Source organism: Methylorubrum extorquens, from assembly GCF_024169925.1.
In the GTDB taxonomy this organism is placed as follows: Bacteria; Pseudomonadota; Alphaproteobacteria; order Rhizobiales; family Beijerinckiaceae; genus Methylobacterium; species Methylobacterium extorquens_A.
In genome coordinates this window covers 1,534,964-1,560,697 of the sequence record NZ_JALJXF010000001.1, presented here as the reverse complement: position 1 = coordinate 1,560,697, position 25,734 = coordinate 1,534,964, and the positions used below count along the sequence as shown (strand labels likewise).

Annotated in this window: 17 protein-coding genes and 1 pseudogene; 15 read left to right on the top strand and 3 right to left on the bottom strand. The window is 66.8% G+C overall.

Translation table 11 applies throughout. The features are described from left to right. Nucleotide 1 precedes the first annotated feature (1 nt). The 4 genes from J2W78_RS07430 to J2W78_RS07415 all read left to right on the top strand — a co-directional run bounded on the left by J2W78_RS07430 (nt 2) and on the right by J2W78_RS07415 (nt 5,639). A complete protein-coding gene (locus J2W78_RS07430) occupies nt 2–814 on the top strand; it encodes an IS5-like element ISMex40 family transposase (RefSeq protein WP_253368204.1) in 813 nt (270 codons plus the stop codon). A gap of 2,041 nt (nt 815–2,855) precedes the next feature. After that, nucleotides 2,856–3,797 (top strand): helix-turn-helix transcriptional regulator, encoded by a 942-nt coding sequence (locus J2W78_RS07425; protein WP_253369352.1) that lies wholly within the window; start codon nt 2,856–2,858, stop codon nt 3,795–3,797. A gap of 286 nt (nt 3,798–4,083) precedes the next feature. Then, entirely contained in the window at nt 4,084–5,064 is a 981-nt protein-coding gene (locus J2W78_RS07420; protein ID WP_253369349.1) for an ArdC family protein, read from the top strand. Further along, nucleotides 5,061–5,639 (top strand): hypothetical protein, encoded by a 579-nt coding sequence (locus tag J2W78_RS07415; protein WP_253369348.1) that lies wholly within the window; start codon nt 5,061–5,063, stop codon nt 5,637–5,639. The genes J2W78_RS07420 and J2W78_RS07415 overlap by 4 nt, the downstream gene beginning before the upstream one ends. Before the next feature lie 172 nt (nt 5,640–5,811). Here the strand turns inward: J2W78_RS07415 and J2W78_RS07410 are convergent, their stop codons facing one another. Next, nucleotides 5,812–6,459 carry a recombinase family protein gene (locus J2W78_RS07410; protein ID WP_253369346.1) on the bottom strand — a complete coding sequence of 216 codons (648 nt, stop codon included), beginning with the start codon at nt 6,457–6,459 and terminating at the stop codon, nt 5,812–5,814. A 90-nt stretch (nt 6,460–6,549) separates the two neighbouring features. Here J2W78_RS07410 and J2W78_RS07405 point away from each other — a divergent pair, with 90 nt between their 5' ends. The 3 genes from J2W78_RS07405 to J2W78_RS07395 all read left to right on the top strand — a co-directional run bounded on the left by J2W78_RS07405 (nt 6,550) and on the right by J2W78_RS07395 (nt 11,267). Continuing rightward, nucleotides 6,550–8,826: an ADP-ribosylglycohydrolase family protein gene (locus J2W78_RS07405; protein ID WP_253369344.1), complete on the top strand. Its 2,277-nt coding sequence runs from the start codon at nt 6,550–6,552 to the stop codon at nt 8,824–8,826. A gap of 210 nt (nt 8,827–9,036) precedes the next feature. Then, nucleotides 9,037–10,098: a PD-(D/E)XK nuclease family protein gene (locus tag J2W78_RS07400; RefSeq protein ID WP_253369342.1), complete on the top strand. Its 1,062-nt coding sequence runs from the start codon at nt 9,037–9,039 to the stop codon at nt 10,096–10,098. A gap of 278 nt (nt 10,099–10,376) precedes the next feature. Continuing rightward, a complete protein-coding gene (locus J2W78_RS07395; protein ID WP_253369340.1) occupies nt 10,377–11,267 on the top strand; it encodes a 3'-5' exonuclease in 891 nt (296 codons plus the stop codon). Nucleotides 11,268–11,925: 658 nt separating this feature from the next. Here J2W78_RS07395 and J2W78_RS07390 read toward each other — a convergent pair. After that, the gene (locus J2W78_RS07390; protein ID WP_253369338.1) at nt 11,926–12,219 is read right to left on the bottom strand and encodes a hypothetical protein; all 294 of its coding nucleotides are present in this window, start codon (nt 12,217–12,219) and stop codon (nt 11,926–11,928) included. A gap of 273 nt (nt 12,220–12,492) precedes the next feature. On the opposite strand from J2W78_RS07390, the gene J2W78_RS07385 reads away from it, so the two are divergent. The 4 genes from J2W78_RS07385 (at nt 12,493) to J2W78_RS07370 (ending at nt 21,112) form a co-directional block, all read left to right on the top strand. Further along, nucleotides 12,493–15,204, top strand: coding sequence for an AAA family ATPase (locus J2W78_RS07385; RefSeq protein WP_253369336.1), 2,712 nt, complete (start codon nt 12,493–12,495; stop codon nt 15,202–15,204). Beyond that, nucleotides 15,201–16,535, top strand: coding sequence for an McrC family protein (locus J2W78_RS07380; RefSeq protein ID WP_253369334.1), 1,335 nt, complete (start codon nt 15,201–15,203; stop codon nt 16,533–16,535). Before J2W78_RS07385 ends, J2W78_RS07380 begins: the two co-directional genes overlap by 4 nt. Nucleotides 16,536–16,639: 104 nt before the next feature. Next, entirely contained in the window at nt 16,640–20,239 is a 3,600-nt protein-coding gene (locus J2W78_RS07375) for a TM0106 family RecB-like putative nuclease (RefSeq protein ID WP_253369332.1), read from the top strand. After that, on the top strand, nt 20,240–21,112 hold the full coding sequence (locus J2W78_RS07370) for a hypothetical protein (protein ID WP_253369330.1): 873 nt from the start codon (nt 20,240–20,242) through the stop codon (nt 21,110–21,112). It abuts the gene before it with no gap. A 184-nt stretch (nt 21,113–21,296) separates the two neighbouring features. Here the strand turns inward: J2W78_RS07370 and J2W78_RS07365 are convergent, their stop codons facing one another. Then, nucleotides 21,297–22,244: an IS110 family transposase gene (locus J2W78_RS07365; RefSeq protein WP_253369328.1), complete on the bottom strand. Its 948-nt coding sequence runs from the start codon at nt 22,242–22,244 to the stop codon at nt 21,297–21,299. 138 nt (nt 22,245–22,382) lie between these two features. Here J2W78_RS07365 and J2W78_RS07360 point away from each other — a divergent pair. From J2W78_RS07360 to J2W78_RS07355, 4 genes and pseudogenes are all read left to right on the top strand, one after another. Then, nucleotides 22,383–23,330: pseudogene (locus J2W78_RS07360) on the top strand (IS481 family transposase). An 89-nt stretch (nt 23,331–23,419) separates the two neighbouring features. Further along, on the top strand, nt 23,420–23,587 hold the full coding sequence (locus J2W78_RS24830) for a helix-turn-helix domain-containing protein (protein ID WP_367399931.1): 168 nt from the start codon (nt 23,420–23,422) through the stop codon (nt 23,585–23,587). A 75-nt stretch (nt 23,588–23,662) separates the two neighbouring features. Beyond that, nucleotides 23,663–24,925 (top strand): AAA family ATPase, encoded by a 1,263-nt coding sequence (locus tag J2W78_RS24825; RefSeq protein ID WP_367399399.1) that lies wholly within the window; start codon nt 23,663–23,665, stop codon nt 24,923–24,925. 101 nt (nt 24,926–25,026) lie between these two features. Beyond that, nucleotides 25,027–25,572 (top strand): retron system putative HNH endonuclease, encoded by a 546-nt coding sequence (locus tag J2W78_RS07355; RefSeq protein WP_253369326.1) that lies wholly within the window; start codon nt 25,027–25,029, stop codon nt 25,570–25,572. The last annotated feature ends 162 nt before the right edge of the window (nt 25,573–25,734 follow it).

The window sequence follows — 25,734 nt, the reverse complement described above, 5'->3', positions numbered from 1 at the left end:
CATGTGGACCCCGACTACCCGGCGGCAGCATAGCCGCTCGGGCCTGCGCTACGAAACCGACCTGACGGATGCCGAGTGGGCTGTGGTCGAGCCGCTGATGCCCAAGCCTGCACCGTGCGGGCGTCCGCCGGTCTGGACGATGCGGGAGATCCTGAACGCGATCTTCTACGTGCTGCGCGGCGGGATCGCGTGGCGGCTGATCCCCAAGGATCTGCCACCCCGCTCGACCACCTACGGCTACTTCAGCCGCTGGCGCGACGACGGCCTGTTCGGCCGGATCAACCACCACCTCGTCATGGCTGACCGTGAACGGGTCGGACGCGAGGCTTCGCCGTCGGCGGCGGTTCTGGATAGCCAGAGCATCAAGACCACCGAGAGCGGCGGGCCGCGCGGCTACGATGCCGGCAAGAAGGTGAAGGGCCGTAAGCGCCAAGCTCTGGTCGACACGGACGGGCGTGCCCTCGTCCTCGATCCGCAGCCCGCCGACGTACAGGATCGCGACGGAGCGGTGCCGGTGCTGCGTTTGTCGCGTCGCACCTTCCCGTTCATCACCAAGGCGTTCGCCGATGCTGGCTATGCCGGAGACCGACCCGCCACGGCCACGAGCATCACCGTCGCGATCGTGCGCAAGCCACCCGGGCAGGTCGGCTTCGCCGTTCACCCGCGCCGCTGGGTCGTCGAGCGCTTCTTCGCCTGGATCAGCCGCAATCGCCGCCTCTGGAAGGATCCGGAGGCCACCCTCGCCTCGGCCCAAGCCTTCCTCTACGCCGCCGCTGCCATGATCCTCGTCCGACGCCTCGGACGCGCTTCGTGACTTATCGGACGGACTCTTACCCAGCTCGGCGTCCGCGCGACCGGGAATGACGATCGCGCGCCCGCGCCCCGCCCGGCCCGGCTCGACGCCCGCCACACGCTGCAGATCCCCGGCGTCCGTCCCAATGAGCAGACCGCCGCCGTGGGCGCAGGCGGCGAGGGCGCGGGCCACGGTGTCGCGGTCATGCGGCCTTGTGGATATGCGCACGACCGCCGTCATGCCCTCTTGGACGTCGAGGGGGCAGTCCGCGAGCGTCTCATCACACACGATGAGCCGCAGCTGAGGCGCGGACGCATCGGATCGACGCCCGTCCTCCCTTGCGGCGCTGCGCGAGGGCGGCCCGTGCACCACCATCAGTTCGATCTTGTCCTCCGCGACGGGCGCCGACGTCGGCGCGGCCCAATCCGGCAGGGGGCCGCCGATCGCTACGATCCGGACTCCCGCATCGTGAGGATCGAGCGGACCGGACGCCTCGCGCGCCTGGGTCGGCCCGTAGCGTCCGATGATCGGGACAGCGGGCATCGTGTGCATGGCAGGGTCAAGGTCGGGCATGCGTCGGGATCCGGGTGAGTCCAGCTCGGCGGGCAACTCTGGTCCCCCGACGCCTACCGGTTCGGCGCGGTCGGCCTCCGGGCGATCCGTTGCATCCCGTCCGTGTCGACCTTCGGCGATGGCTACGACAGAATCGGACATGGGCTTGAGACGGACTGAGGCCGGGCGCCGCCACAGCCACCGTCCCAGAGCTGTGCCCAGCCGCCGGCAGAACAGAGCCAGCCCGAACGCCCAGGCGAGTGCGAAGAGAACCGTCCGCGCGAGCGACGCCAGTTCGCGGCCCAGGACGAAGGCGGAGCGGTCGAGAAGCTTAAGCGTCGCGCGCGTCCGTGTGCCGAACCGCAGCGCCAAGCGCTCCGCCCGTGCGATCTCCCCGGGGGTACGGGCAAGCCCGAGAACCTGCAGCACGCCCCGGGGACCCGCCGCGGCGTAGAGGCCGTAGACGTTGCCGCCGAGATCGCGCAGGCCCCACAGCGCGTCGGGCCGCACCGCGGACCGGGCTGCCGCGGTCAAGCCCGCGGCATCGAGGCGTCCCCCCGCCCGAACCAGGACACGCACCGCCTCCGGGTCGACGGCAGCACGTACCATGCGCGTCAGCGCGGCCACGAGCGGCGCGGGGAGGCGTCCAAGCTTGCGTGCGGTCTTCAGGATGGTCACACCGGCGCGCAACGGGGTAGCGGCGCCTGCGCTTGCGATCGTCGCCGCGTTCGTCGCCAGCTCCACGGTGGCGAGCCCCAACACCAGGGTGTCGCACGCCTCGCCCCGCGCGCAGATCGGTCCCTCGCGGGCGATGTCCCGGATATCGCCGAGCCCTGAGAGGTCGGCCGCGAGCACGCCCGCGAGCCCGGCGGCGGTCTCAGCCTCGCCGGTGGCCGCTCCCGCGGCGAAGGCCCGGGCCGCGCGATAGCTCGCCCCGTTCTGCATCGCGGCGACTCGCGCGCGGCGGTCTGGGGCGACCATGCCTCCATGCGCGTCGGCAAGATCAAGAAAGCTCTGAGCAAGGTCGTCGTCCTCGGCGGCGATCGCCGCATCGATTTCGGCCTCGACCCGTTCGGGGGTGAGCACTCGCGGCAGCCGGATGGCGGCGATCGCCGGGGGATTCTCGGCCACGGCGAGCAACCGCGCGGCCGTCCGTGCGCGCGGCAGGAGGGGCAGGCCGCTCCCGACGAGAGCGAGTACCGCGGTCAGGAGGAGGATCCACTCGCCGAAGAGCCTCACACGCATTTCGGTTGCTCCCGTGCCCCCGTGGGGAGCAGTACCAGCTTGCTCGAAGGTACGTGCCGTCGCCAGCCCGCGATCGACTTGACCGCCGGCTCATCGCGCACGCGCTCGAAGAGCACGCGCGGGACCGTCGGCCGCCGGCGAACCTGTTATCCTTCGATACGCGCCGTCGGGCTGGCGCGGGAGGGGGGACGAGATGAGCAGGCGGTACGCCCCAGCCGAGCGGCTTCTGACACTCGGCCTGGCGCTGGCCGATGCACGAGTTGGCTTGACGCTTGACGAGATGGCCACGCTGCTGGGCGTCGGGCGGCGCACAGCCGAGCGCCTGCGTGACGCCCTGCACCGGCTCATGCCGCACGCGCTGCGAGAGGAGGTCCTTGAGGACGGCACGAAGCGCTGGCGCGTACCCGCGGGGCGGTTGGCGACGCTGCTGCCACCGAGTCGCGACGAACTCTTGGAACTGCGCCTCGCAGCGGAGCGCGCTCAGCAGCAGGGTCTGCGCCTCGAGGCCGAGCGATTGACGAGCCTCGCGTTGAAGCTTGAGGCGGCACAAACGCGCGCAGCGTGGCGTCCGGTTGAGGGAGACCTCTCTGACCTGCTGCGGGGGACGGGCGCCGTCGTGAGACCGGGTCCGGAGGAGACCCTCGAACCGGCCATCGTCTCGGGGCTGCGGGACGCGTTTCTCGCCAACCGTGTGGTCCGGCTCGTCTACCGACGGCGCGACACGGCCGAGCGCTCCTTCCCGCTGCTGCATCCCTACGGTTTCCTCACCGGGTCACGCGCCTACCTCGTTGGCTTCAATCCGCACCCGGAGGTGCGCGAGCACCGGTTGTACGCGATTAGCAACATCGAACGTCTCACGCCAATGGAGACCGGGTTCGTGCGCGACGAGGGGTTCGACCTCCAGGCCTTCGCCGCCCGCTCGTTCGGGGCGTTCTGGGACGGCGAGCGCTTCGACGTGGTCTGGCGCTTCTCAGCGGCGGTCGCCGGAGACGCGCGCGGCTTCCGGTTTCATCGCGATCAGCGGGTCAGCGAGGACGCGGCCGGGCGGGTCACCGTCGCGTTCACGGCGTCCGGTTTGACGGAGATGGTGTGGCACCTCTTTACATGGGGAGCCCACGTCGAAGTCCTTGCGCCCGAGGTGCTCCGGATCCGCTATCGCGCGTGCCTTGCTGAGGCGTGTACCGCTCTCGACGACGCCGCTGCCTGAGCGGGGCGGCGGGCGGGACGACCCGGCCGGGATGAATGCGGTTGGGTGGATGAAGACCCCGGCAACGCGCGGGATCAAGCGGCCTGGTCCGTCGGCGATGGACATCCACAGAGGCGAAAGCGGTGCGTAAAGGCCGACAGCACAGGCCCGGCCGGCCTGTCGCAAGGCTGCACCTCGACCAGTTGGGCCGCCCACCGGCAACCGTCGATGCGGTAAAGGCCCCCTGTCATTCCGGGAAACACTCCTCGAGCCGCCGACACCGCGGCGGCCCGGAGCCTCGCCCTTCATGCCTGCCAACAATCTGCACGCTCGCGTCGCCGCTACCATCCTCGCGCAGCTGGAGATCGCCGACCCCGCTTCGTGGGCCCCGCCCTGGCACGGCGCCGATCCGATGCCGCGCAACGCCCGCACCGGACGGCGCTACCGCGGCATCAACGTGCTGGCGCTGTGGTGCGCGGCGCAGGCCCAGGGCTACACCGACGCGCGCTGGGCGACGTACCAGCAGTGGGCCACGCTCGGGGCGCAGGTGCGGAAGGCCGAGCGCGGGACGCTGGTGGTGTTCTACAAGGACCTACCCCACTGCGACCGCTCCGAGGCCGACCGGGCCGATGGGGCTCCCTTCGTCGCCCGCGCGGCGTACGTCTTCAACGCCGCCCAGGTCGACGCCGCTCCACCCGCCGCCAGCGAACCCACGGACACATCACCGTCCGCGCCGTTTCCGGCCCTCGACGCGTTCGTCGCGGCCACCGGCGCCACCATCCGCGAGGGCGGGGCCCGCGCCTGCTACGTGCCGGCCACCGACACGATCCATCTGCCGCCTCGCACCGCCTTCCGCACACCCACAGGCTACGCTGGCACGCTTGCCCACGAACTCGTGCACTGGACTGGCGCTCCGCACCGCCTCGCCCGCGACTTGACCGGCCGGTTCGGCACCCGCGCCTACGCCGCCGAGGAACTCGTGGCCGAACTCGGCGCCGCTTTCGTGCTCGCCGACCTTGGGCTCGCGCGCACGCCGCACCCCGACCACGCCACCTACTGCGCCTCGTGGGCACCGCTCCTGCGCGCCGACGCGCGCGCGCTCGGCCTCGCCGCCGCGCAAGGCTCGCGTGCGGCGGACTACCTCGCCGGCCTGCAACCGGACAGCCGAATGGCGATCGGGCTGGCCGAGCCGGATGGTACTCCCGCCGTACCGGTGCTGACCAGATCAGGGCCAGCACCCCATGAAGGGTTGGTAGCTAGGCTTGCCACTCAGGCGAGCGCCGCATGAGCACCGTGCCGCCCGTCTTCCGCCGCGTGCTCGACGCGCTCCGCTTCAATCTTGAAGGCACGGGGGCCGCTGCCGCCGGAAACGCGACGCCGGTCACGCGCGCCTTCGTCGAAGTCGAGGCGGCGCTCCAGGCGCACCTCGCCGCTTTGTCCGCTCTCGACCGGATCGAGGAGGCGCTGGTGGCCGCTTACGGCTATCCCCGCGTTCCCCTGCCCGGCATGGGCAACCCGCCGGAGTACGCCGCCGATGCCGCTACGATCACGCGCCGGCTTGGGCCCGGCCCGTCCGCGCGCCGGCTCACCGCGGAGCTGCGCCGACGGCAGGTGGTCTTCACGGCGGCGGCCGAGGCTGCCGGGCTTGGGGTGGCGCAGGCGCACGAGGCCCGCACGGCGCGGGAACTGAGCGAGGCTTCGTCCCACCTGCTGCTCGCCCCGGCGCAGGCACGCGCAGATCTCGCCCTCAAGCTCGCGGCGCTGATTGCGGCAGGCGAAGCGACCGCCGACAATGCACTCGCCTTTCCCTGGCTCTACCTGCGCGCCCTGCACGCTGATCTGATCAGTGTTTCGGTCCCGTAGGCAGAACAGTTGCCGTCAGAGCTCGAAGGACCCGCGGCAATGAGGCTCGTGCTCCGGCCGCAAACCGGGCGCGAGCGGACTGCTGGTGCTACGCGGCGCATCCGGTCACGTTCTCAGACGACCAGCACAAGCTGACAACAGGTGCAGCGCCGTTCCGGAGGGGCGCGCTCGATCACATCCCGTTCTCCGGCAGGCGGCCGGCGAGCTTGCGCACATTCTCTGGGTTCCAGGGCCCGCCGCGCACCGTTCGAATGCCTCGCGCGTTCAGCCGATCACTGATCACGCGCCAGCGGCCCTCGCCTTCGGGTACGTCTGCCAAGGCGGCCCGCAGTCCGGCGTAGGCGTCGAGACGCAGCGCGGCCATGGCTTCGGTTTCGCGTTCGCGCCAGTCCGCGAAGTGCTGGACGGGATCGAGGCGTTGGTCGTCGAGGATGATCGGCTCCGGCGAGAGCGGGATGCGCTCGATGTCCAACGTCCGCAGGTGATCGACGAGATAGCGATTGTCGCGCCAGGAGCGCTCGTCGAAGGCGACATGGATCAACGCGGCGCGCCGCCCGCCCGTCAACTCGCCGACCCGGTCCAGCGCCTCATGCACGGCCGCAGTCGCACGGTCGGGCCGGGTGTCCATGAAGGCGATCTCGCCGAGAAGCCGCCCTTCCAGACGGCCTTCCAAGGCAAGGACGTAGCGGTGTGTCAGGGCGCGCTGGTAGCGGATCGTGGTGCTCACCGCGGCCGCGGCGGCCGCGTCCCGGGGCAGGTGACGAAAGCCGATCCGGTTGACTGGCAGCGTCCAGTAGAAGCCGACATACGCCCTACTCATGCCCTCTCCCGCGCAGCCCGGACAATTCCGACGGACGGCTCGGGCGATGCTAGGACGACATAGAACTGTCCTGCAACCAAGGAGGACAGAATGACCAAGACCCTAATTTCCCCGCTCCGGATCGCCGAGATCGCCGTCGGCCGGGCGGGAGGACGCATCGGCCTCACGTTCGCTCCGGGCAAGCGTCAGCCATTCGGGCTGACGGGCCCTCATCATCGCGACCTCAGCGCCGACCTCGACGTCATTGCCGCCTGGAACGCCGCCGCGGTGGTGACGCTGATGGAGGCGCACGAACTCGCCAGCGTCCAGATCGCCGCGATCGGCGATGAGGTGCGACGGCGGCATATGGAGTGGCACCACGCGCCGATCGTCGATGTGTCGGTGCCGGATACGGCCTTCGAGGCAGGCTGGCCCTCGCTCTCGGCCCGACTGCGGGGGCTACTGGCTCGCGGCGCGCACGTTCTGGTGCATTGCCGGGGCGGCCTTGGCCGGGCCGGCATGGTCGCCGCACGCCTCCTCGTCGAGACCGGGCTGGACGCCGACGCGGCGATGGCCGCAGTGCGCGCGGTACGCCCCGGGGCGATCGAGACGCCGGCGCAGGAGCGTTGGGTGGCTGCCGGACGAGGTCGTCCGCTGCCTCAACCATCGACCGAGATTGCCGCGATGCGCGACCGTGCGGTGGGCGCGCTCGTCGGCCTGGCAATCGGCGACGCGCTGGGGACCACGATCGAGTTCTCGCCCAAACCCCGCCGCGCGGTCCTGACGACGATCACCGGCGGCGGCCCGTTTCGATTGGCGCCGGGGCAGTGGACCGACGACACGGCTCTGGCGCTGGCCCTCGCCGACAGCCTGGTGCACGATCCGGGTCTCGATGCCCGCGACCTGATGAACCGCTTTACCGCCTGGTACCGGCGCGGGGATTACTCCTGCACGGGAGCCTGTTTCGACATCGGCAACGCCACTCGGGCCGCGCTTGCCTGCTATGAGCAGACGGATGATCCGGTCGCCGGTTCGACGAGCGAGGCGGCCTCGGGCAACGGCGCACTGATGCGGCTTGCCCCGGTCGCCATCCGTCACTGGCGCGAGGCGGAGACCCTGCGTGCGGTCGCGGACCGCCAGACCCGCACCACGCACGGCTCGCCCTCGACGCTGCGCTGCTCGCGCCAGTTCGCCGACCTGCTGGCACAGGCAATCGGCGGCCTGCCCTTGCACACGGTGCTGGCGAGCGAAACGGGTGAGGCGATCGAGGGAGGCTGGCGTGGATTGTCCCGTGCGGCGATCGAAGGCTCGGGCTACGTCGTGCGCGCCCTTCAGGCCGCGGTGTGGGCGGTGGCGCGTACTACCGACTTCCGCTCCGCCGTGCTGCTGGCAGCCAATCTCGGGGACGATGCCGACACCACGGCAGCGATCGCCGGACAGCTCGCCGGTGCAGTCTACGGTCTTGCGGGCATTCCCGAGGAATGGCTGACGCTGCTGGCGTGGCGCGAGCGGATCGAGACCGTGGCCGCGCAGCTGTTCGAGGCCGGCAGCCCTCGGGAGCACTCATTCAGGCCCCTACCCGAGAGATTCTACGAGACCGGCGAAGGCGTCACGATCTTCCGCCCAGGGGTCGTAGCAATGGAGTTTCGCGATGGGCGCCTCGTTCCGAAGCACACGCTTGACCGGAGCGCGGAACCCGCCGCCACTGCCGCCTCCCACCCCGGGGCCGCCTCGGACTGGTCGCGGGCCGTCGACGAGTTCATCGCGTTCTGGTCGCGCCTGGGAAATGCCGGTGTTCACCCGGACGATCTCGGCCACATCACCGAGAACGATTTCGCCCTCGGTTTGCATCCCGTTCCGTGGGCCGGCCCCCTGCGCAGCGCCAAGGCGTACATCCTCGCGCTGAACCCGGGCCTGAGCGAGAACGACACCACGCAGGAGGCCCGCCCGGCCTTCGCGGCGGCGCTGCGGGCCAACCTCGCCGGGGACCAACCGTATCTCTACCTTCTGGATGAGCACGCGACCCATCCGGGCCACCGCTGGGCGCGCCGGACCTTCGGACCGGACATCACGCAAGCCGATGCCGCCGACATCTGCATGCTCCAGCTCGTCCCCTACCACTCGCGCGAGGGCGCCGTGGCGAGTCGCGCGGCGCCGGCACTGGCCTCCTCCCGGGCGGTTCGCCGCTTCGTGCGGGATGGGTTGCTGCCGCATGTCCGGGCCGGACGCGCCGTGCTGATCGTCGCCCGCTCAGCGCGGCTGTGGGACATCACCGACGAGGAGCCCGATGTCGTTGTCTATACCGGCAGCGAGCCTCGCCGCGCTTTTCAGACGCGGAGAACCCGCGGCGGCGTGCTGCTGCGGCGGGTGCTGGGGCGCCCCGCATGACATCAGAATCTGCCAGGGCCCGAGGGGTCGCCCCCGCCAACGTCATCACGCTCCCAGAACGCGATCGCAGGTGCATCGGTCCAACCTGGCTCACGAACGCGTTCTCCAACAGACTTGGCGAACCTCGTACATCAGGGGGGCTGGCGCGCCATGCCGTCCCCCCCTCCTGCCGTCTGCGCTGGTCCATCCCCCAATCGACGCGGAGCACCCATGAGTGATGAGTTCATCCCGACGCTGACCCACGCCACCGAGCGGGACATCGATCTCCTGCTGGTCGAGGAACTCTATGCCTCGCCTGCCTTTACCGCCTGGATCACGGCCCAGACGAACCTCACAGTCAACATCGAGGTGTCGAGTGTTCTTCACAGCAAACGGCGCACTCGCAGCCGGCGGGAAATCGACATCTTTGTCGATCTGCGATCGAAGGCCGGCGGCCGGTGCGCAATACTGATCGAGAACAAGCTCGATGCGGATGATCAGCCCGATCAAGCGGAAAGCTACCGCGAGGAGCTCGCCAGAATCAGCGAGGATTATTCCGCCGCCTCCATGCTGATCGTCTGCCCGGAAGCCTACGCGCGCGCCCACCCGGTTTTCACCGGTAAGTTCGATGGGGTGGTCACCTACGAAGCCTTGGTCGACTATTTTGATCGCGCCGGCCGCGAACGGACCGGCGAGGGCGCAGCCCGAGCACGGTTCCGACAGGGGATCCTGGAGCAGGCGATCAACAAGCACCGCCGTGGCTACACACCGATCCCGAACAAGACCGTAGGCGACTTCAACGCCCGCTACGTCGCACTGCTTGCCGAGATCGCGCCCTCAGTTCGACCAGGCAAGAGCATGCTGAAACCTTCCAGTCCGGACGAGAGCACGTCGATGATATTCGATCATGTGCTGTCGCTACCTGGGCTGCCCTCCGATCTGCTGCCTCGTCGCTTCTCTCACGAGCTGGGATTGGGCCGGGATCATCGCGCGAATTACGTGGCCGTGACCTTTGGGGGCTGGGGACGTTCGATAGAGGCCCTGAAGGATACGATCGAGACCGAAATGGCGCCACTCGGGGCGTTCGTCTCGGCCGACGCGCCAACGAAGGCTCGACCGAACCCAGGTCTTGTTGTCGCTTGCCCCACGCCGCCTGTTTTTAATCAGGGCATCTTCAGCGACCAGCGGGCGCCACTCATTCGCGGCATCGAACAGGCGGTCGTCCTGCGCGACTGGCTTCAGGGCAATGTCTCCAGGCTACGCGCGTGGAAGGCGGTCGTCGATCAAAACTGATGTTGGGCTTCGGCGGCCGAACCCCGTTGCCGTGGCGGTTGCGAAGCTTGTGAGGTGATGGCGCAAGGTCCGGAGCTCTTCGTCGGGCCGGACGATCAACGGCAATATCGGCCGCGAACGCCGCCTCGCGGCGCGAAGGAAGACGGAACCTGTGCGTGCCTCTAGCACGGAGGCGCGCTCGCGCTGGTCAGCGACGCATCCCCGCCGCTAAGCTTTGTCCATGGCGGCCCGGGCAAAGCGCTCGCCGGCCCGGGAGCGCACAGCTGAGGCGACGGCAGGTGAACCAGCCTCTCGATAGCATCGCGGCCGTCCTTGAAGGCACTGGGGACTACCGGGTGCTGCGCCGGCTGACGCCGCTGCCCGACCGCGTCGAGCCTCCGGACGAGCCGACCTTCACCGGCCTCGTTCTCGACGTCGAGACCACCGGCACCGATGTAGCAACCGACGAGGTCATCGAGCTCGCCATCCTTGGGTTCACCTACGGCGCCAGCGGTCGCATCTATCGCGTGCGTGAGGCCTTCAACCAGCTGCATCAGCCGAGCCGGCCGATCCCGCCGGCCATCACGCGGCTGACCGGGATCACCGATGCAGATGTCGCGGGCCAGCGCATCGACGATACTGCGGTCGAGGCGCTGGCCCGGGACGCGGCGGTGGTCATCGCTCACAATGCGAGTTTCGACCGGCAGATGTGCGAGCGGCGCTGGCCGGTCTTTGCCGAGCGCAACTGGGCTTGCTCCTGCCATCAGATCCCCTGGCGGACGGAGGGGCACGAGGGCCTGAAGCTCGGCTACCTGCTCGCCGATCACGGCTACTTCCATCGCGGGCACCGGGCGATCGACGACTGCCACGCCCTGCTGCGCCTGCTCGACGCGCCGCTGCGGGCCTCTGGGCGGCTCGCACTCGCCTGCCTGCTGGAGACTGCCCGGCGCCCGACCGTACGGCCGTGGGCGCAGGGCTCGCCGTTCGAGACCAAGGATCTGCTGCGGGCGCGCGCGTATCGCTGGAGCCCAACGCGGCGCTGCTGGTACGTCGATCTCGAGGAGGATCAGCTTGAGATCGAGCGTCGTTTTCTGAGCGAAGCAGTCTACCGCCGCCCCTGCGAGGGGCTGCCCGCCGATCGCCTCACGGCGCGCGATCGTTTCTCGGCTCGGGCCAATCCCGAGGGGTGAGCCGGATCCGCGCCACCTACGGCGAACCAGGCTCCGTGTGTGTCCCTGGCTCGGCCGGCGGTCGCACGCGGTGAGGCGCAAGGAACGCGCGCAGAGCCCGGCTGGCGGCTGGGGTAACTCCAGGCCTCCGCCCAGCCCCTGGCGGCGCCATGGCGCTCCTTCACCCAGCTGTACAGAGTATCGTGCGGGACCAGAAACCAGGGCCGGGGTGCATCCGGCGTGAACGGATCAGCGGGAAACAGCATCAACAGCTCGCGGGCGCCGTAGCGCCTCCAGTCCACCATCGGACGGGACTGCAGCTGGACGCCGTGCAGGCCGCCCTCCGGTGTACGAAGGACCAGATCCTCGCCTTGAATGTCGGCCTCCGGCCGGTAGACGCGGTAGCCGCAGCGGATCAGCAGCGCGCTCGCCTCGGCGCGGTTTGCCGCCTCAATGGCCGCGGGACTGAGCTTGAGAGCGGGCGATGGATTGCTCAACGTCGTGATCCTACTCAGAGCGATGACCGACCCGTGGCAAAACGCCGTCTCCTCGATGTTGCGCGCTGATACACGACCAGGCGCTCGATCGGACCGGCTGACGCATGGCTGCGGGTTTGGACGCTAACGGGAAACCGTCCGTGCGGGGCCTCCGGTCGACGGCTCCGCACGAGGATCGCGTTCTAGAGACCCTCGGCCTCGGCGCGGAAGGCGCCACTTTCCGTATCGAGGTGAGTGAGACGCATGGACATCTTGCTTGGGAAGCATTCCCGGATCGAGCGGGGCTCCGCGTTCCGGTCTCGCGCGATCGCGACAATGATCTTGAGAAGACCCTCACAGTGATCACGTGACCACGCCATGTTGTCCATGAGCTCTTTGAAGCCTGGCCGCGTGTCGGGATGCAGCGGGTCGTGCCCAGGCCGTTCGTAGATCAGTTTTCCTTCGCGGCGGACGAGCTGATCTTGCCAGAACGTCACGACAACGGTCCTGCTCTCTTTGTTCCGCGCCGACCAGCTCCACTGCACATTGCGGGGCTTCGTCCCGAAATGCGCGAAGGCGCTGGTATGCGTCCACCTCTTCGACATGCGTTCCCCCTGCTCTGGACAATCACAGCTTGGCCATTGTTTAAGCCGGAGGAAGGGAGGGAACGATGGCTGGAAAAGCAACCCCACTCCACCGCCCACTCGCTCCGAGGTCGCGGCTATCCAAGGCCGTGCCCGAGGCAGGCGTCGCGTGGAACGTGAACGTCGATGGCCGGTGAGGATCCGAACGAGACCGGGGCGCCCCTCGCGAGCAGCGCACCGCCGCTGCCAGCCGACGGAGCGTCGTCCTCCGGTGTCGCTTTCGCTGAAGCGGCGCTTCGCACGCGCTACGGCACGCCCGTGTGCGGCGACAAGCCGAACGGCAAATTGGTCGGGTTTCAGCTTCCGGACGGACGCCAGATCGGGCTGCAGCGCGATGTCGCCATGATCACCCTCTGGATCGAGACCAGCGGGTTGCAGGGCTCGCCGCCGATCGGCGACGTGACCGCATACGCGGCCAAGCAGGGCCGCCACTCGAATCTGCCGCCCCGCCTAAATCACGATCCGCGCGAGGAGTGGCGGAAGCAGGGGTTTCCGCGCGCGGTGGCAAGCGTGAAGCTCGCCGAGGCCGCCGTCGGTCAGCTCCTCGACTGGTATGATACGCGCCGCCCCGGCCCCGACCGGACGGTGCTGGAGCGGCTGAAGCAGATCTTCCTGGCGGCCTACCCGGACTTCCTGCCCGACGCCTTCCCGGCCGGAACCGGGAAGTTCCACGCGGACGAGGATGCCTACAAGCGCGCGTTAATCGCCCGGGTCCGAGCGCTGGTCGACGGCTCAACCGATGACGACACGGCGCTCGGCAACAGAATTCTCGAGGTGCTGCTCGGTCGCGACCACAACCTGCTCGGCAACTTCCGCACGAACGAGTTGCTGCGCGCCGTGCGCGAGAGTCATCCCGGCCTGCTGGAGGCGGCAACTGGGCGACTGGCCCGTGATGCCGCGGCACCGGAAGAGGCCGCGGCCCGCTTCGTCGAGGCCACCTGGCCGGCCCTGTCCGCGGGGCGCGAGGCGAGCATGCCCTACGCCGAGAGCCGCGTGCTGCCGACCCTCGTTCTCGCCCTCGTGCGGCCCGATGAGGCCATCTTGGTCCGCTACCAGCCGTTCTACAACGTCGGCATGATGCTGCTCGGCCGCTCCCTCTTCGCGAACGGCCCGCTGAGCCGCACCGAGTACGCCGCCGTGCTCGACCTCAGCCGGGCGATCTTCGCCGTCATGCGCGATGCCTGGGGTTGGCGCCCGCGCGACCTCTTCGATGTCCAAGGCTTTATCTGGGTCACGTGTCGCGATCGCGCGGCCGGGCTCCCACGAGGTTCGATCCCGGAGTCTGCCGTGTCGGCACCCACACCAGAGCCCACGAACCTGATCCTGTACGGCCCACCGGGGACGGGAAAGACCTTCAGGACGGCCGCCGAGGCCGTCAGGCTGTGCGGGAGCGACGGCATCGATCTCGAGGATCGAACGGCCGTCATGACGAAGTACCGCGAACTCTGCGACCTCAAGCAGATCGCCTTCGTGACCTTCCATCAGTCGTACGCGTACGAGGAGTTCATCGAGGGCCTGCGCCCGAAGCCGATCCCCTCGGAGTCAGGTGAACCCGGTGCAGGATTCACGCTGGAGCCGGAGCCTGGCGCATTCGTCCGGCTGGCGCGCAGCGCGCTGACCAGCGGCGGCCAGAGCAATGCCAGCTACGACCTTACTAACAAGAAGTTCTTCAAGATGTCGATCGGGCGAGCCAACAACGCGGCCGACGAGCACATCTTCGAGGACGCGATCGAGACCAATTCCGTGCTGCTCGGCTGGGGCGACCGGGTCGATTGGTCGGACGAGGCCTTCGCCAGTCGGGAGGCGATGATCGAGGCTTGGCGGCCGCATCACCCGGATCACGCATCCGACGAGGCGGTGCACGGCAATGTCGGCTACGTTCGCTTTCCGTACATCCTGCGCAACGAGGTTCGCACCGGCGACATCATCATCGTGTCGAAGGGTAACAGCCTCTTCCGGGCAATCGGCGAAGTCGTCGGACCCTACCGGTATGTGCCTCGCGAGACGGACGGCTATGTCAACCAGCGACCGGTGCGATGGCTCTGGGTGAGCCGGGACGGCGCCCCGGTCAGTGACATCTTCGACCGTGCCTTTGCCATGGCGTCAATCTACGAGCTCGCCGCGAGCGGCATCAACAGGCCCGTTCTCGAACGCTACATCCTGTCGAACCGCGAGAGCGCGGACGCTCACCCCCCGGTTCCCTTCGTGCTCATCATCGACGAGATCAACCGTGCCAATATCTCCAAGGTGTTCGGCGAGCTGATCACGCTGATTGAGCCAGACAAGCGCCTCGGCGAACCGAACGCACTCGAGGTGCAGCTTCCTTACTCGCGCAGCACATTTGGGGTGCCGGCCAATCTCCACATCATCGGTACAATGAACACCGCCGATCGCTCGATCGCGCTGCTCGACACGGCGCTGCGCCGTCGGTTCACCTTTCGCGAGCTGATGCCGGATCCGAATTCGCTCCCGGAACTCGTCGACGACGTCCCGCTCCGCAACCTGCTGCGCATCCTCAACGAGCGCATCGAGTATCTCTTCGATCGTGAGCATCAGATCGGACACGCGTACTTCATCGGCTGTGACACGCGCACCAAGATCGACGCCGTGATGCGGACCAAGGTGATCCCACTGCTGGTCGAGTACTTCTTCGAGGACTGGACGCGGGTGGCGATCGTCCTGGGGGATGCCGACGCCGAGCCCGGGGAGGGTCGGTTCCTCGTGCGCACGGAGCTCAAACCGCCGCCTGGAATGACCACCGACGATTACATGTCGCCGCGCGTCCGGTGGACGGTCCGTGACCCGTTCCCGCCTGACGCCTACGTCGGCTTCGCATGATCACGCGCACGGTGCTCGAATGGGGCCGCCTGCCATATGGCGAGGACCTCGCCCGAAGCGACACGATCCCCATGGCCATGGCCGATCGGCTTGCGGCGGTGGCCCGGCGTACCGAGCTGGGTGGGGAGGATGGCGGCCGCATCCTGCAGCACGGGCGCGACGCGATCCGGGCCGGCCAGATCGTGGGTGTCCTCGTGGCCGAGGGGTGTACCCTCGAGATCCTGCCAAAGATCGACCTGGCCGGCGTTGGGGAGGATCACGCCGACAGGCCGGCGGCGCTCAGGCGCGAGCTGATCCACATGCTCGCGGTCGCCCTCGATCTCGACATCGCCGTTGGGCCCGAGACGGCGCTCGGCACGCAGCACGAGACGCTCCTCGAGGTGCTGATCCGCCACTTCTGCACCAAGCTCTTCGAGGCGGTGCGCCGGGGCCTGCCGCGTCGGTACGTTTCCCGGGCCGACGATCTGCCGGCGCTGCGCGGCCGCCTCGACGTGGTGCGGCAGTTCTCGGCGCTCGCCGCTTCGCCGCAGCGTCTGGCCTGCCGCTACGATGCGCTCTCGCCCGACATCGCCCTCAACCAGATCATGAAGGCGGCAGTGTCACGCCTCGCGTCTCTCGCCCGCACCCCTGAGAACGTCCGCAGCCTGCGCGAGCTCACCTTCGCATTTGCCGAGATCGCCGACATCCCGGTTCCGGCCCTGCGCTGGGAGGAGGCGGTCATCGATCGGACCAACGCGCGCTGGGGCGAGCTGAAACGGCTGGCGCGTCTGTTCCTCGGCGGCAAATTCCAAACGACCTCGCGCGGCCGGGCGCAGGGCTACGCGCTTCTCTTCGAGATGAACGTGCTGTTCGAGGAGTATGTGGGGCGCCTGCTGGCGCGATCCCTCGCCGGAGAGGGGGTCACGGTACGCCTCCAGGGAGGTGGCCGTTACTGCCTGATCGAACTCAACGAAGACGGGGCGAGCGGCGCCAAACGCTTTCTTACTCGGCCCGATATCATCGTCAGCCGGAAGGGCACGCCTCAGCTGATCATCGACACGAAGTGGAAGCGTCTGGCCTCGCGGGTCGATGACCCCAAGCGGGGCGTCGCACAAGGCGACGTCTATCAGCTGATGGCGTATGGACGCCTCTACGGCTGCCCGCAACTGATGCTGCTCTACCCGCATCACGGCACCCTGACCCAGCCCGAGGGCGTCATCGGCCAGCACCGCATCGAGGGCGGCGATGACCGGCTGACGGTCGCCACCATTCGGCTCGGGCAGAGGTCGACGATCGGGGATAGGCTCGCGAGGCTGGCCACATCGCGCCCCGTCGAGGCCTCGGCGACCTAGGTCCATCCTCGGTCCCGCGTCCCCTGTTGCGATACCGACGGTGAAGCCTTCGCAAGATTTGGCACCGGACACTCAGCTATCGGTTGCTTATCCCGGCCAATCGGATGCCGCGCGTAGCCGACCAACTGTTGCAGGCCCGACACATCAACCTGTGGTACGCGCTTCCTACGCTAACCGGTGCCTGCCAAGGCCGGAGGCGCAGGGATGGGGACATGCCGGCCTTGACGCTCGAGAGCGGTCGCCTCTCGCCGACCTTCCTCGCGACGTTTCTCGGCTGCGCTACCTCGGCGGCCTGGACGCTGGAGAAACGGCGCGGCCTGCGGTCTCCGCCGGAGGCCGTTGTGGACGCACAGGCCGAGCTCGTTCAGAGGAAGGGGCAGGAACACGAGGATCGCTGCCTGGCCGCGCTCCATGCGCAGCACGGCGCCCCGGTCGTGATCGGCCGAGGCAGCCCCGAGCAGGCTATGCGGGCGACCCGCGCCGCGATGGACCGCGGCGCGCCGCTGATCGCGCAGGCGGCTCTCGCGGACGGGCCATGGATCGGTTACGCCGACTTCCTCGTGCGGGTCGAGGCCGCCTGCCCGAACTGGGCCTGGTCCTACGAGCCGTGGGACGCCAAGCTCGCCCACACGGCCCAGCCCGCGCACGTGCTGCAGATCGCCCTCTACGGTGACCTTCTGGCCCGGGTGCAGGGGCGCGTGGCCGAGCACGGTGCGCTGATGCTCGGCAGCGGCGATCCGGCTGTGCCGCACGTGATTGAGCGGTTCCGGCTCGCCGAGGTCCGACACTACGTCCGCAGGGCCGCCCGGCGCCTCGAACGGTTCGCAGCCGACACGCCCAGCGGACTTGAAGGCGAGCCATGCGGGCATTGCGGCAAGTGTGAGTGGGGCGGGACCTGCGAGGACGCGTGGACGCAGGCCGATCATCTCTGCCGGGTCGCGGACATCTCGCGCCGTCAGCGCCAGCGCCTGATGGAAACCGGCGTCTCGACCCTGACCCTACTCGGCGCCCTCGGGGCGGACCGCGTGTCGGGGATCGGCACTGAGACGCTCGCCCGTCTCGTTCAGCAGGCTCGGTTGCAGCGCCGGAGCGCGGACGAGGAACGCGGCGTCCACGAACTCCTCCCGCACGCCAACGGCCTCGGCTTTGATCGCCTGCCGCAGCCTCACCCGGACGACCTGTTCTTCGACTTCGAGGGCGACCCGATGCACCCGGGCGGCCTCGAGTACCTGTGCGGCGTGCTCTGGCGCGCGAAGCCCGGCGACGCGGATGGGACGCCGGTGCCTGGCCACCCCGGTATGCGCTTCCTGGCCGTCTGGGCGCATGACCGTGCCCAGGAGAAGCACGCGTTCAGCGAGGTGATGGCGTTCCTGACGCGCCGTCTCTCGGGCGCCCCTGGCGCTCACCTCTACCACTACGCGCCCTATGAAAAAACGGCCCTACGCCGACTCGCCTCGATGCACGCGGTGGCCGAGGTCGCGGTCGACGACCTCCTGCGGGAGGGCCGCATGGTCGACCTCTACCGCGTCGTGCGAGAGGGCGTGCGGGTGGGCGAGCCGAGCTACTCGATCAAGAGCCTTGAGCGCTTCTACATGCCACCCCGCACAACCGAGGTGGTCTCTGGTGGCGACAGCCTCGTGCTGTACGATCGCTGGCGCACGACCGGCGACGCGAGCGCCCTCGCGGCCATTCACGACTACAACCGCGACGACTGTCTCTCGACCGTGCTGCTGCGCGACTGGCTCGTCGGGCTCGCGCAGACTGCGGGCATTGTGATCGGGCGCGCCTTGCCCGAAGAGCCACGGCCCGAAGCGGATGAGGCCCGTGAGACCCGGGAGGAGCGCGAGCGCGAGCAAGCCGCGCTCGAGGCGCGGGTCGCCGGCGATCCGAGCCTGCCGGGGGCCGAGACGCGCCAGCTCATGGCCGACCTCGTGGGGTTTCACCGCCGCGAGCAGAAACCAGCGTGGTGGGCCTACTTTGACCGCCAGGAACGCGGGCTCGAGGAACTGCAGGAAGACGAGGAGTGCCTCGCCGGCTGCCGGCGCGACGGTGACGACTGGATCGGCACGGACAAGCAGAGCCTGACCTTTCGCTTCCGCTATCCCGAACAGGAGACGAAGCTGCGCGCGGGCAGCCCGGTCCACCTCACGCAGGGCGGCGCGTCGGCCGGAACGATCGTCACCGTGGATGAGGCGGCCCGGCTCGTCACGGTGAAACGTGGCAAACGCAGTGGGCCCCTGCCGGAGGAAGCCAGCTTCATGCCTGGCAAGCCGCTGAAGGTTGATGTTCTGCGCCAAGCCGTGTGGACGGTCGCGGCAGACATGGCGGCAGGCGGTACAGACTTTCCACACATCGCTGCACTGCTGGCTCGCACGCCGCCTCGGCTGGCGGGGCGCGCAACTGGCAGCCCCATCATCGCGGTGGAGGCGCGCGAGGATCCCGCTCGGCTGCTCACATCGGCGATCGCGGCGGTCCGTGCGCTCGATCGTTCCTGGCTTGTGATCCAGGGACCACCCGGGGCTGGCAAGACCTACACGACTTCTCATCTCATCGCGGCGTTGATCGCCGATGGAAAGACGGTCGGTATTGCCTCGAACAGCCACAAGGCGATCGACAACGTGCTTCACGCGGTCGAGAGCCGGCTCCACGAGGCGGGCCAGCCCATCGTGAGGCTCGGGCAGAAGAAGGACAGCGGCGGCGAGGACGGATTTTCGGGTCGCGGTTACGTTGCGAGCGTCGGGGACAACAAGCACATCGACCCAACCCTGCCGATCCTTGCCGGTACCGCGTGGCTGTTTGCCCGCGACGAACTGCGTGCCAGCCGCGACGTGCTGTTCGTAGACGAAGCGGGTCAGGTTTCGCTCGGAAACCTCGTGGCGATGGCGCAAGGCGCGCGCGCGCTCGTGCTCGTGGGCGACCAGATGCAGCTGGCCCAGCCAATTCAGGGCGCACACCCGCGTGCGAGCGGCGCCTCGGCGCTCGATCATCTGCTCGAGGGCCATGCTGTGGTACCACCCGAACGCGGCATCTTCCTTTCGCGCACTTGGCGGATGCACCCAGACCTCTGCAGCTTCGTCTCGGCGGCAGTCTACGATGGGCAGTTGCAGGCAGAGAGCGGCTGCGCCCAACAGCGGCTCGTTCTGGCCCCTGGCGCCCATCCGGCCCTCAAATCCACGGGTCTGGCCTTCCGCCCCGTCGTGCATTCGGGCTGCCGGCAGCGGTCGGAGGAGGAAGCCGACGAGGTTTGCGCTCTCCTCGACAGCCTGCTGAGGCAGCGCGTGGTCGACCGTAGGGGGCACAAGCGTGCGATCACCCTCGACGACGTGTTGGTGGTCGCCCCCTACAACATGCAGGTGAACCTCCTGAAAAGCCGCCTGCCAACAGGCGCACGTGTTGGCACGGTCGACAAGTTCCAGGGGCAGGAGGCGGAGGTGGTTCTGGTCTCGATGGCGACCTCGGGGGCCGAGGACATGCCGCGCGACGCAGCCTTCCTGCTCTCACGCAACCGCTTCAACGTCGCCATCAGCCGGGCGCGGTGTCTCGCCGTTCTCGTCGCCTCACCGGGACTGCTCGATCTCGTGGCCAAGAGCGTCGAGGAGATGCGCTTGGCCAACCTGTTCTGCTGGGCAGAAGAGCATAGCGCGTGCGCCGGCTTGATACCGATGATCCCAGGCATGGATCGCTCGGCAAAGGAGGAGGTATAGTTGCTACGCAGCACCGCAAAGATTGCGGAGCCGATCTCGGGTGATCAGCTCTTTCAGAGACGTGCCCGCGTCGCCCTCCCTTTGCTGGTGCGGCAGGCCGAGCTTCAGCGGCCCATCGTCTACCGCGACTTGGCCGAAGAGCTGGGTATGCCAAACCCCCGCAACCTCAACTATGTCCTAGGCAGCATCGGCAACACCCTCGAGGGCTTGGCCAAATCCTGGCGGGTTAAGATTCCGCCGCTGCAAGCCTTGGTAATAAATCGACAAACAGGATTGCCGGGTGAAGGAATTGCTTGGTTCTTACGCGCGGACAAGTTTGACGAACTCCCCACCAATAAGAAGCGGGCGGTGATCGACGGCGCCCATGCGGCGATCTACGCCTTTCCGCGCTGGAAAGAGATCCTCGATCTGCTCTCCCTGGAGTATCCAACCCCGGATGCGACTGTAGACATTTATGCGGCTGCTCGTTTTGGCGGCGGCGAGGGTGAGCGGCATCGAATATTCAAAGAGCGCGTGGCCAGCCGCCCCGACCTGTTCGGGCTTCCGAAAGGTACACCGGCTGGGCAGATCGAACGGCCCCTGCCCTCCGGTGATCGCCTCGACGTATCGTTTGAGCGCGAAGGCCTGTGGATTGCAGCTGAGGTCAAGACAGCGCAGGCCCCTGAAGCCGACCTCGTTCGAGGCCTATTCCAGTGCGTGAAATACCGCGCCATCCTCGAGGCGGTCGAGCGTGTAAGCGGCGGCGTGCGCGATGTGCGAGCGGTCCTTGTACTTGAGGGGCAGCTCCCAAGCCGGCTGATCCCGTTACGCAATATGCTCGGCGTACGCGTGTACGAGACACCCTTCTTCAGCAAGGGATTGGAAGCCACTTGAAGCCCCATTTTTTGCGTGAAGGGACCAGACACGCTACGTCCCTTCGCGCGCTCACCCAGTAGTCTGCGACTAAGTGTTTGATCCCGCGGTGTGGTGGTACGGTTGACCATCACGTGGCGCGGGATGCGCTATGGGCCAAATTCTTCACGGCAGCGCCCGCACGACGGAGCGGCTGTGTTGAAGGTCAAGCGGTGAGTGGCCGCCATGGCGTACGATCGCGGACGATGGCGTTGAACGTCACCAGGAGCTTTCGCATCACCGCAACAAGGGCAACCTTCCTCGGTCGGCCACGCTGGGTGAGCCGCTCGTAGAAGGGCCGGAAGGGAGAGCCTCGCCGGATCGCGGTCAGCGCAGCCATGTACAGCACACCCCGAACAGATGTTCGCCCGCCTGCGATGGATCGCCGGCCTCGCATCAGGCCTGAGTCACGGTTGATCGGGGCGATACCGACGAGGGCAGCGAGTTGGTGGCGGCCGATGGTGCCGAGTTCGGGTAGCTGAGCCAGAAGCGTTCGTGCCGTGACATCGCCGATGCCAGGCACGGACTTGAGCAAAGCTTCGGTCTCGCACCAGACCGGAGAGGCTTCGATAGCTTGGCCGATCTCGCTGTCGAGCTCCGCGAGCTCCCGCTCCAAGAAGGAGATGTGACGGTTGACCCCTCGTATCAGCTGTTTGTCCACCGCTTGATCGCGGCGATTGGCCTCCATGTTGATCATCCCGATGATCTGTCGCCGCCGGCTCACGAGCTCAGCGAAGTGACGTCTCTCCGGCTCCGGCAGCGGTCTGGCCGGAGGTCTGATGCGCTCGGCAAACAGGGCGATGACCTCGGCGTCGAGCGTGTCGGTCTTGGCCAGACGGCCCATCGCCCTGGCAAAGTCGCGAATCTGGCGTGGGTTGACGATGCAGAGCGGCAGGCCGAGGGCTGCCAGGGCGGCAGCCACGCTTGCCTCGAACCCTCCCGTGGCTTCCAGGACGACCAGGGCAACCGGTAGGCTGTCGAGGCGCCGGGCGAGGGTCTCCAGCCCCTTTTGATCCCGCGCGACATGAAACGCCTCGTCCGAGGGTCTGAGGTGAACGTCGAGGCGGTCCTTAGATACGTCGATGCCGACGAAGACAGTGGGTTGTTCGTCCATGACCCTACCTTGCAAATGCGGGCTCGGGCCCGAGCGGCTGTCCGGGTTCGGGACTGTGGCGGTGAGGGCGGCACCTTGCTCTGTCGCGGGCTTGCGAGCCCGAGGCAAACACGGGCTGACCCTCACCGTGTAGCCTCGCTGGCATCGCTCCAGCGGGCAACTCTAAGATACAAGGCAGTCCGTCGCGCGATACAGCTACGTCAAGAAAGCGTGAGAGCGACGGCCAAACGCTACGGCGTCAGTCCGACGACGATCCGGAATTGGCGTGATCGGGAGACGACAGCCGATGCCGCCATGGGTCCGAAGGAGCCGCGCTCGACCACGCTGACGCCGGAGGAGGAGGTGATGGTCGTCGCCTTTCGGCGGCATACCCTGCTGCCGCTGGACGACTGCCTCTACGGCCTGCAGCCCACGATCCCACATCTGACCCGCTCCAGCCTGCACCGGTGCCTGCAGCGACACGGCATCAGCCGCCTGCCGGAGATCGAAGGCGACAAGCCCGAGAAGAAGCGCTTCAAACAGTATCCGATCGGCTAATTCCACATCAATATCGCACAGGTCAGCACCGGAGAGGGCAAGCTGTCCTTGTTCGTAGCGATCGATCGCACGAGCAAGTTCTCTATCGTTCGTCTGGTCGAGAGTGCCGGCACGATGGAGGCAGCGCAGTTCCTGCGCGATCTGATCATGGCGGTGCCCTACCGCATCCACATTGTCCTGACCGACAACGGCATTCAGTTCACCAACCGCAAGAAGGATACCTATGCCTTCGCGCACATCTTCGACCGCATCTGTGCTGAGAACGATATCGAGCACCGGCTGACCAAGGTGAACCATCCCTGGACCAATGGTCAGGTCGAACGTATGAACCGCACGATCAAGGACACGACGGTCAAGCGCTACCATTACGACAGCCACGAGCAGCTCAGTGGCCAACTCCAGCTCTTTGTGGATGCCTACAACCACGCCCGCCGGCTCAAGACGCTGCACGGCCGGACATCCTACGAACATATCTGCCAAGTCAGGACGAAAAAGCCCGAACGCTTCAGGATCAATCCGTCACACCACATCCCAGGACCATACACCTAGGGCCGAGACGAAACGCATCCTTATCCGTGAGCGGACAACCACTGCTCTGATCGTCGCCAAGCGCGACGGCATGGTGGGTGGGCGAAAAAATGGTAATGACACGTCGGCGGGTCGACACGGCACATAAGCTTCTCACCTCTGGCACGCCCGCCCGTGAGATCGCGCTAACGATCGGTGTATCAGTTGCCACTCTTTATCGACATCCTCCCGCTCCAGTTCAGGAAACAATCAGCGTTCGATGTCAGAACGATCTGTGAAGAGCGCCTCATCCAATGCAATACCAAAAGCACTACAACCCGAGCGGTGCCAGCACGAAGGCGTAAGGCTGCACTATGATAATCAACCGACTCGTCCTGCGAGACTTTCGGGGGTTCTCGCGTGAAACCATCGACTTTGACGAGCGACTAACTGTGCTTGTCGGAGCGAACGGTGCTGGAAAGACGAGCGTGCTGGACGCGATTTCGATCCTATTAGATCAATATTCAGCACGTCTCCTGTACGCGCGCGCTACTGCTCGGCGACTGAGTGACGGAGATACACGCATAAATGCGCCTGAGACTCGAATAACGCTTGAGGTCACGGAGGATTGCAAGACGTACCGCTGGACACTTGCGAAGCAGGGTAGCCGTGAGCGCATACTGAAGCCTAAATCCAGCGAGTTTGAGGACCTGAACCAACTCGTTCGCCATATTGCTGACTCGGCTGAAAGTGAGCAATATTATTTAACGGACGTCAGTCTTCCGGTTTATTACGACCAACGCCGGGCTTTAGCTGATATACCCAAACGTAAGTCAGGTTCTGCGAAGCATGGCGCACGGGACGCATTCTCGGAGAGCCGTGAGAGGTCCGGCCTAGATTTTCGTGGATTCACCTATTGGTTCCAGGAGCGGGAGAGCGAGGAGCTCCGCCGGCAACGGCGTGATGCGACGTACCGAGACCCCCAGCTAGAAACAGTTCGCCGATCCATTGAAGCGGCAACAGGACTTTCGGAGTTAGGCTATCGTACGATTCCCCCTCGCGGGCTCACAATTAGAAAGGGAGAGACCGAGCTCCATATTGAGCAGCTGTCTACAGGCGAGCGGACATTTCTATCGATAGCTGGTGATCTGGCTCGTCGTCTTGCTATGATTTCCAGCGAAGGGAATGAATCTCGGCTAGGTCGCGCTATCGTTCTTATAGATGAGGTCGAACTTCATCTGCATCCACGATGGCAGCGCAAAGTCATGCCATGGCTTTTGGGGGCATTCCCAAATTGCCAGTTTATCGTGACGACACATTCACCGCAGGTGGTGGGAGAGATTTCCGCGCAACACCTTCGGGTCTTGAGTTTTTCGTCTAGAGGAAGCCGGGTCGGCCAGGTCGCTGCAACTCGGGGCCGCGACAGTAACTTCATTTTGGCTAGTGCGTTAGGTGCCGAGGAGCGGAGCGCAGCAGCTCGCTCCGCGCTTAAGGCGGTTGAGGAGGCTCTCGCCCGAGACAACGTCCAACAGGCCCAAGCTGCCCTTGAGGCTGCTGCGATAGTCATCGAGGGTTCCGCCCCGGAGTTAGCAATCGCGGAAGCGCGCATCCAGCGTCGAGCGAAGAGAGCGCAGTGAGAACAATTACGAAGGGGGTCCCCCCTAATGAATTCCAAGCATGGCTGGAGCTAGCGAATGAGGAATGGGTCCCAACGTATAAGAACTTACGTGGCCGGCCGATGTTGGCTGCCCGCGAGTCCCTACTTCGGGAGCATGGCTACCTTTGTACCTACTGCGGGAGATCCGTAGCTTCAGATGGAAGCGACAGCCACATAGAACATTTCTTTCCACAGAGTAAGTTCAAAGATTGGTCCGTCGAGTGGTGGAATCTCTTTGTATCATGCGGGAGAGCTAACACCGACTTGCTCCCCGCGACTTGTGGCACAAAAAAAGGCGATTGGAGCCCCATCTCGAATTTCATATTTCCGTCGTCACTCGACTGCGAAAGGCGCTTTCGCTATGACGGATTGGGTGACATTGCGCCTAAGCTCGCGACGGATGCGGCGGCTGCGGAGATGATCGTTCGGCTCGCGTTGGATAATGAAGCATTAAGTCTCGAAAGACAGCAGGTTATCGCCGCGCTAGAGGCTGACGTCACCAGTGGCGAGCTTACCGTGGCATCGTTTCCGCAGGAGATTGAACGTTGGCGGACTCCAGATCCAGAGGGCAGGCTCAAGGCGTTCAGTCAGGTAGCAGCTCGGTATCTTGAAGACGAGTCCGTGTGAAGGAGGCAAAAGATTTCGGCAAGCTCCGCAGGCACCCACCGCGCAGATCCCTAGAACTGCATGGTGGACGCGAAAGGGTGGGGCATCGTAATAGGTTGGATAGCGAGCGAGGCAATGGGGCACGGGGACGTGGTGCGAACGATGGGGGTTTCTGAAGGCGAG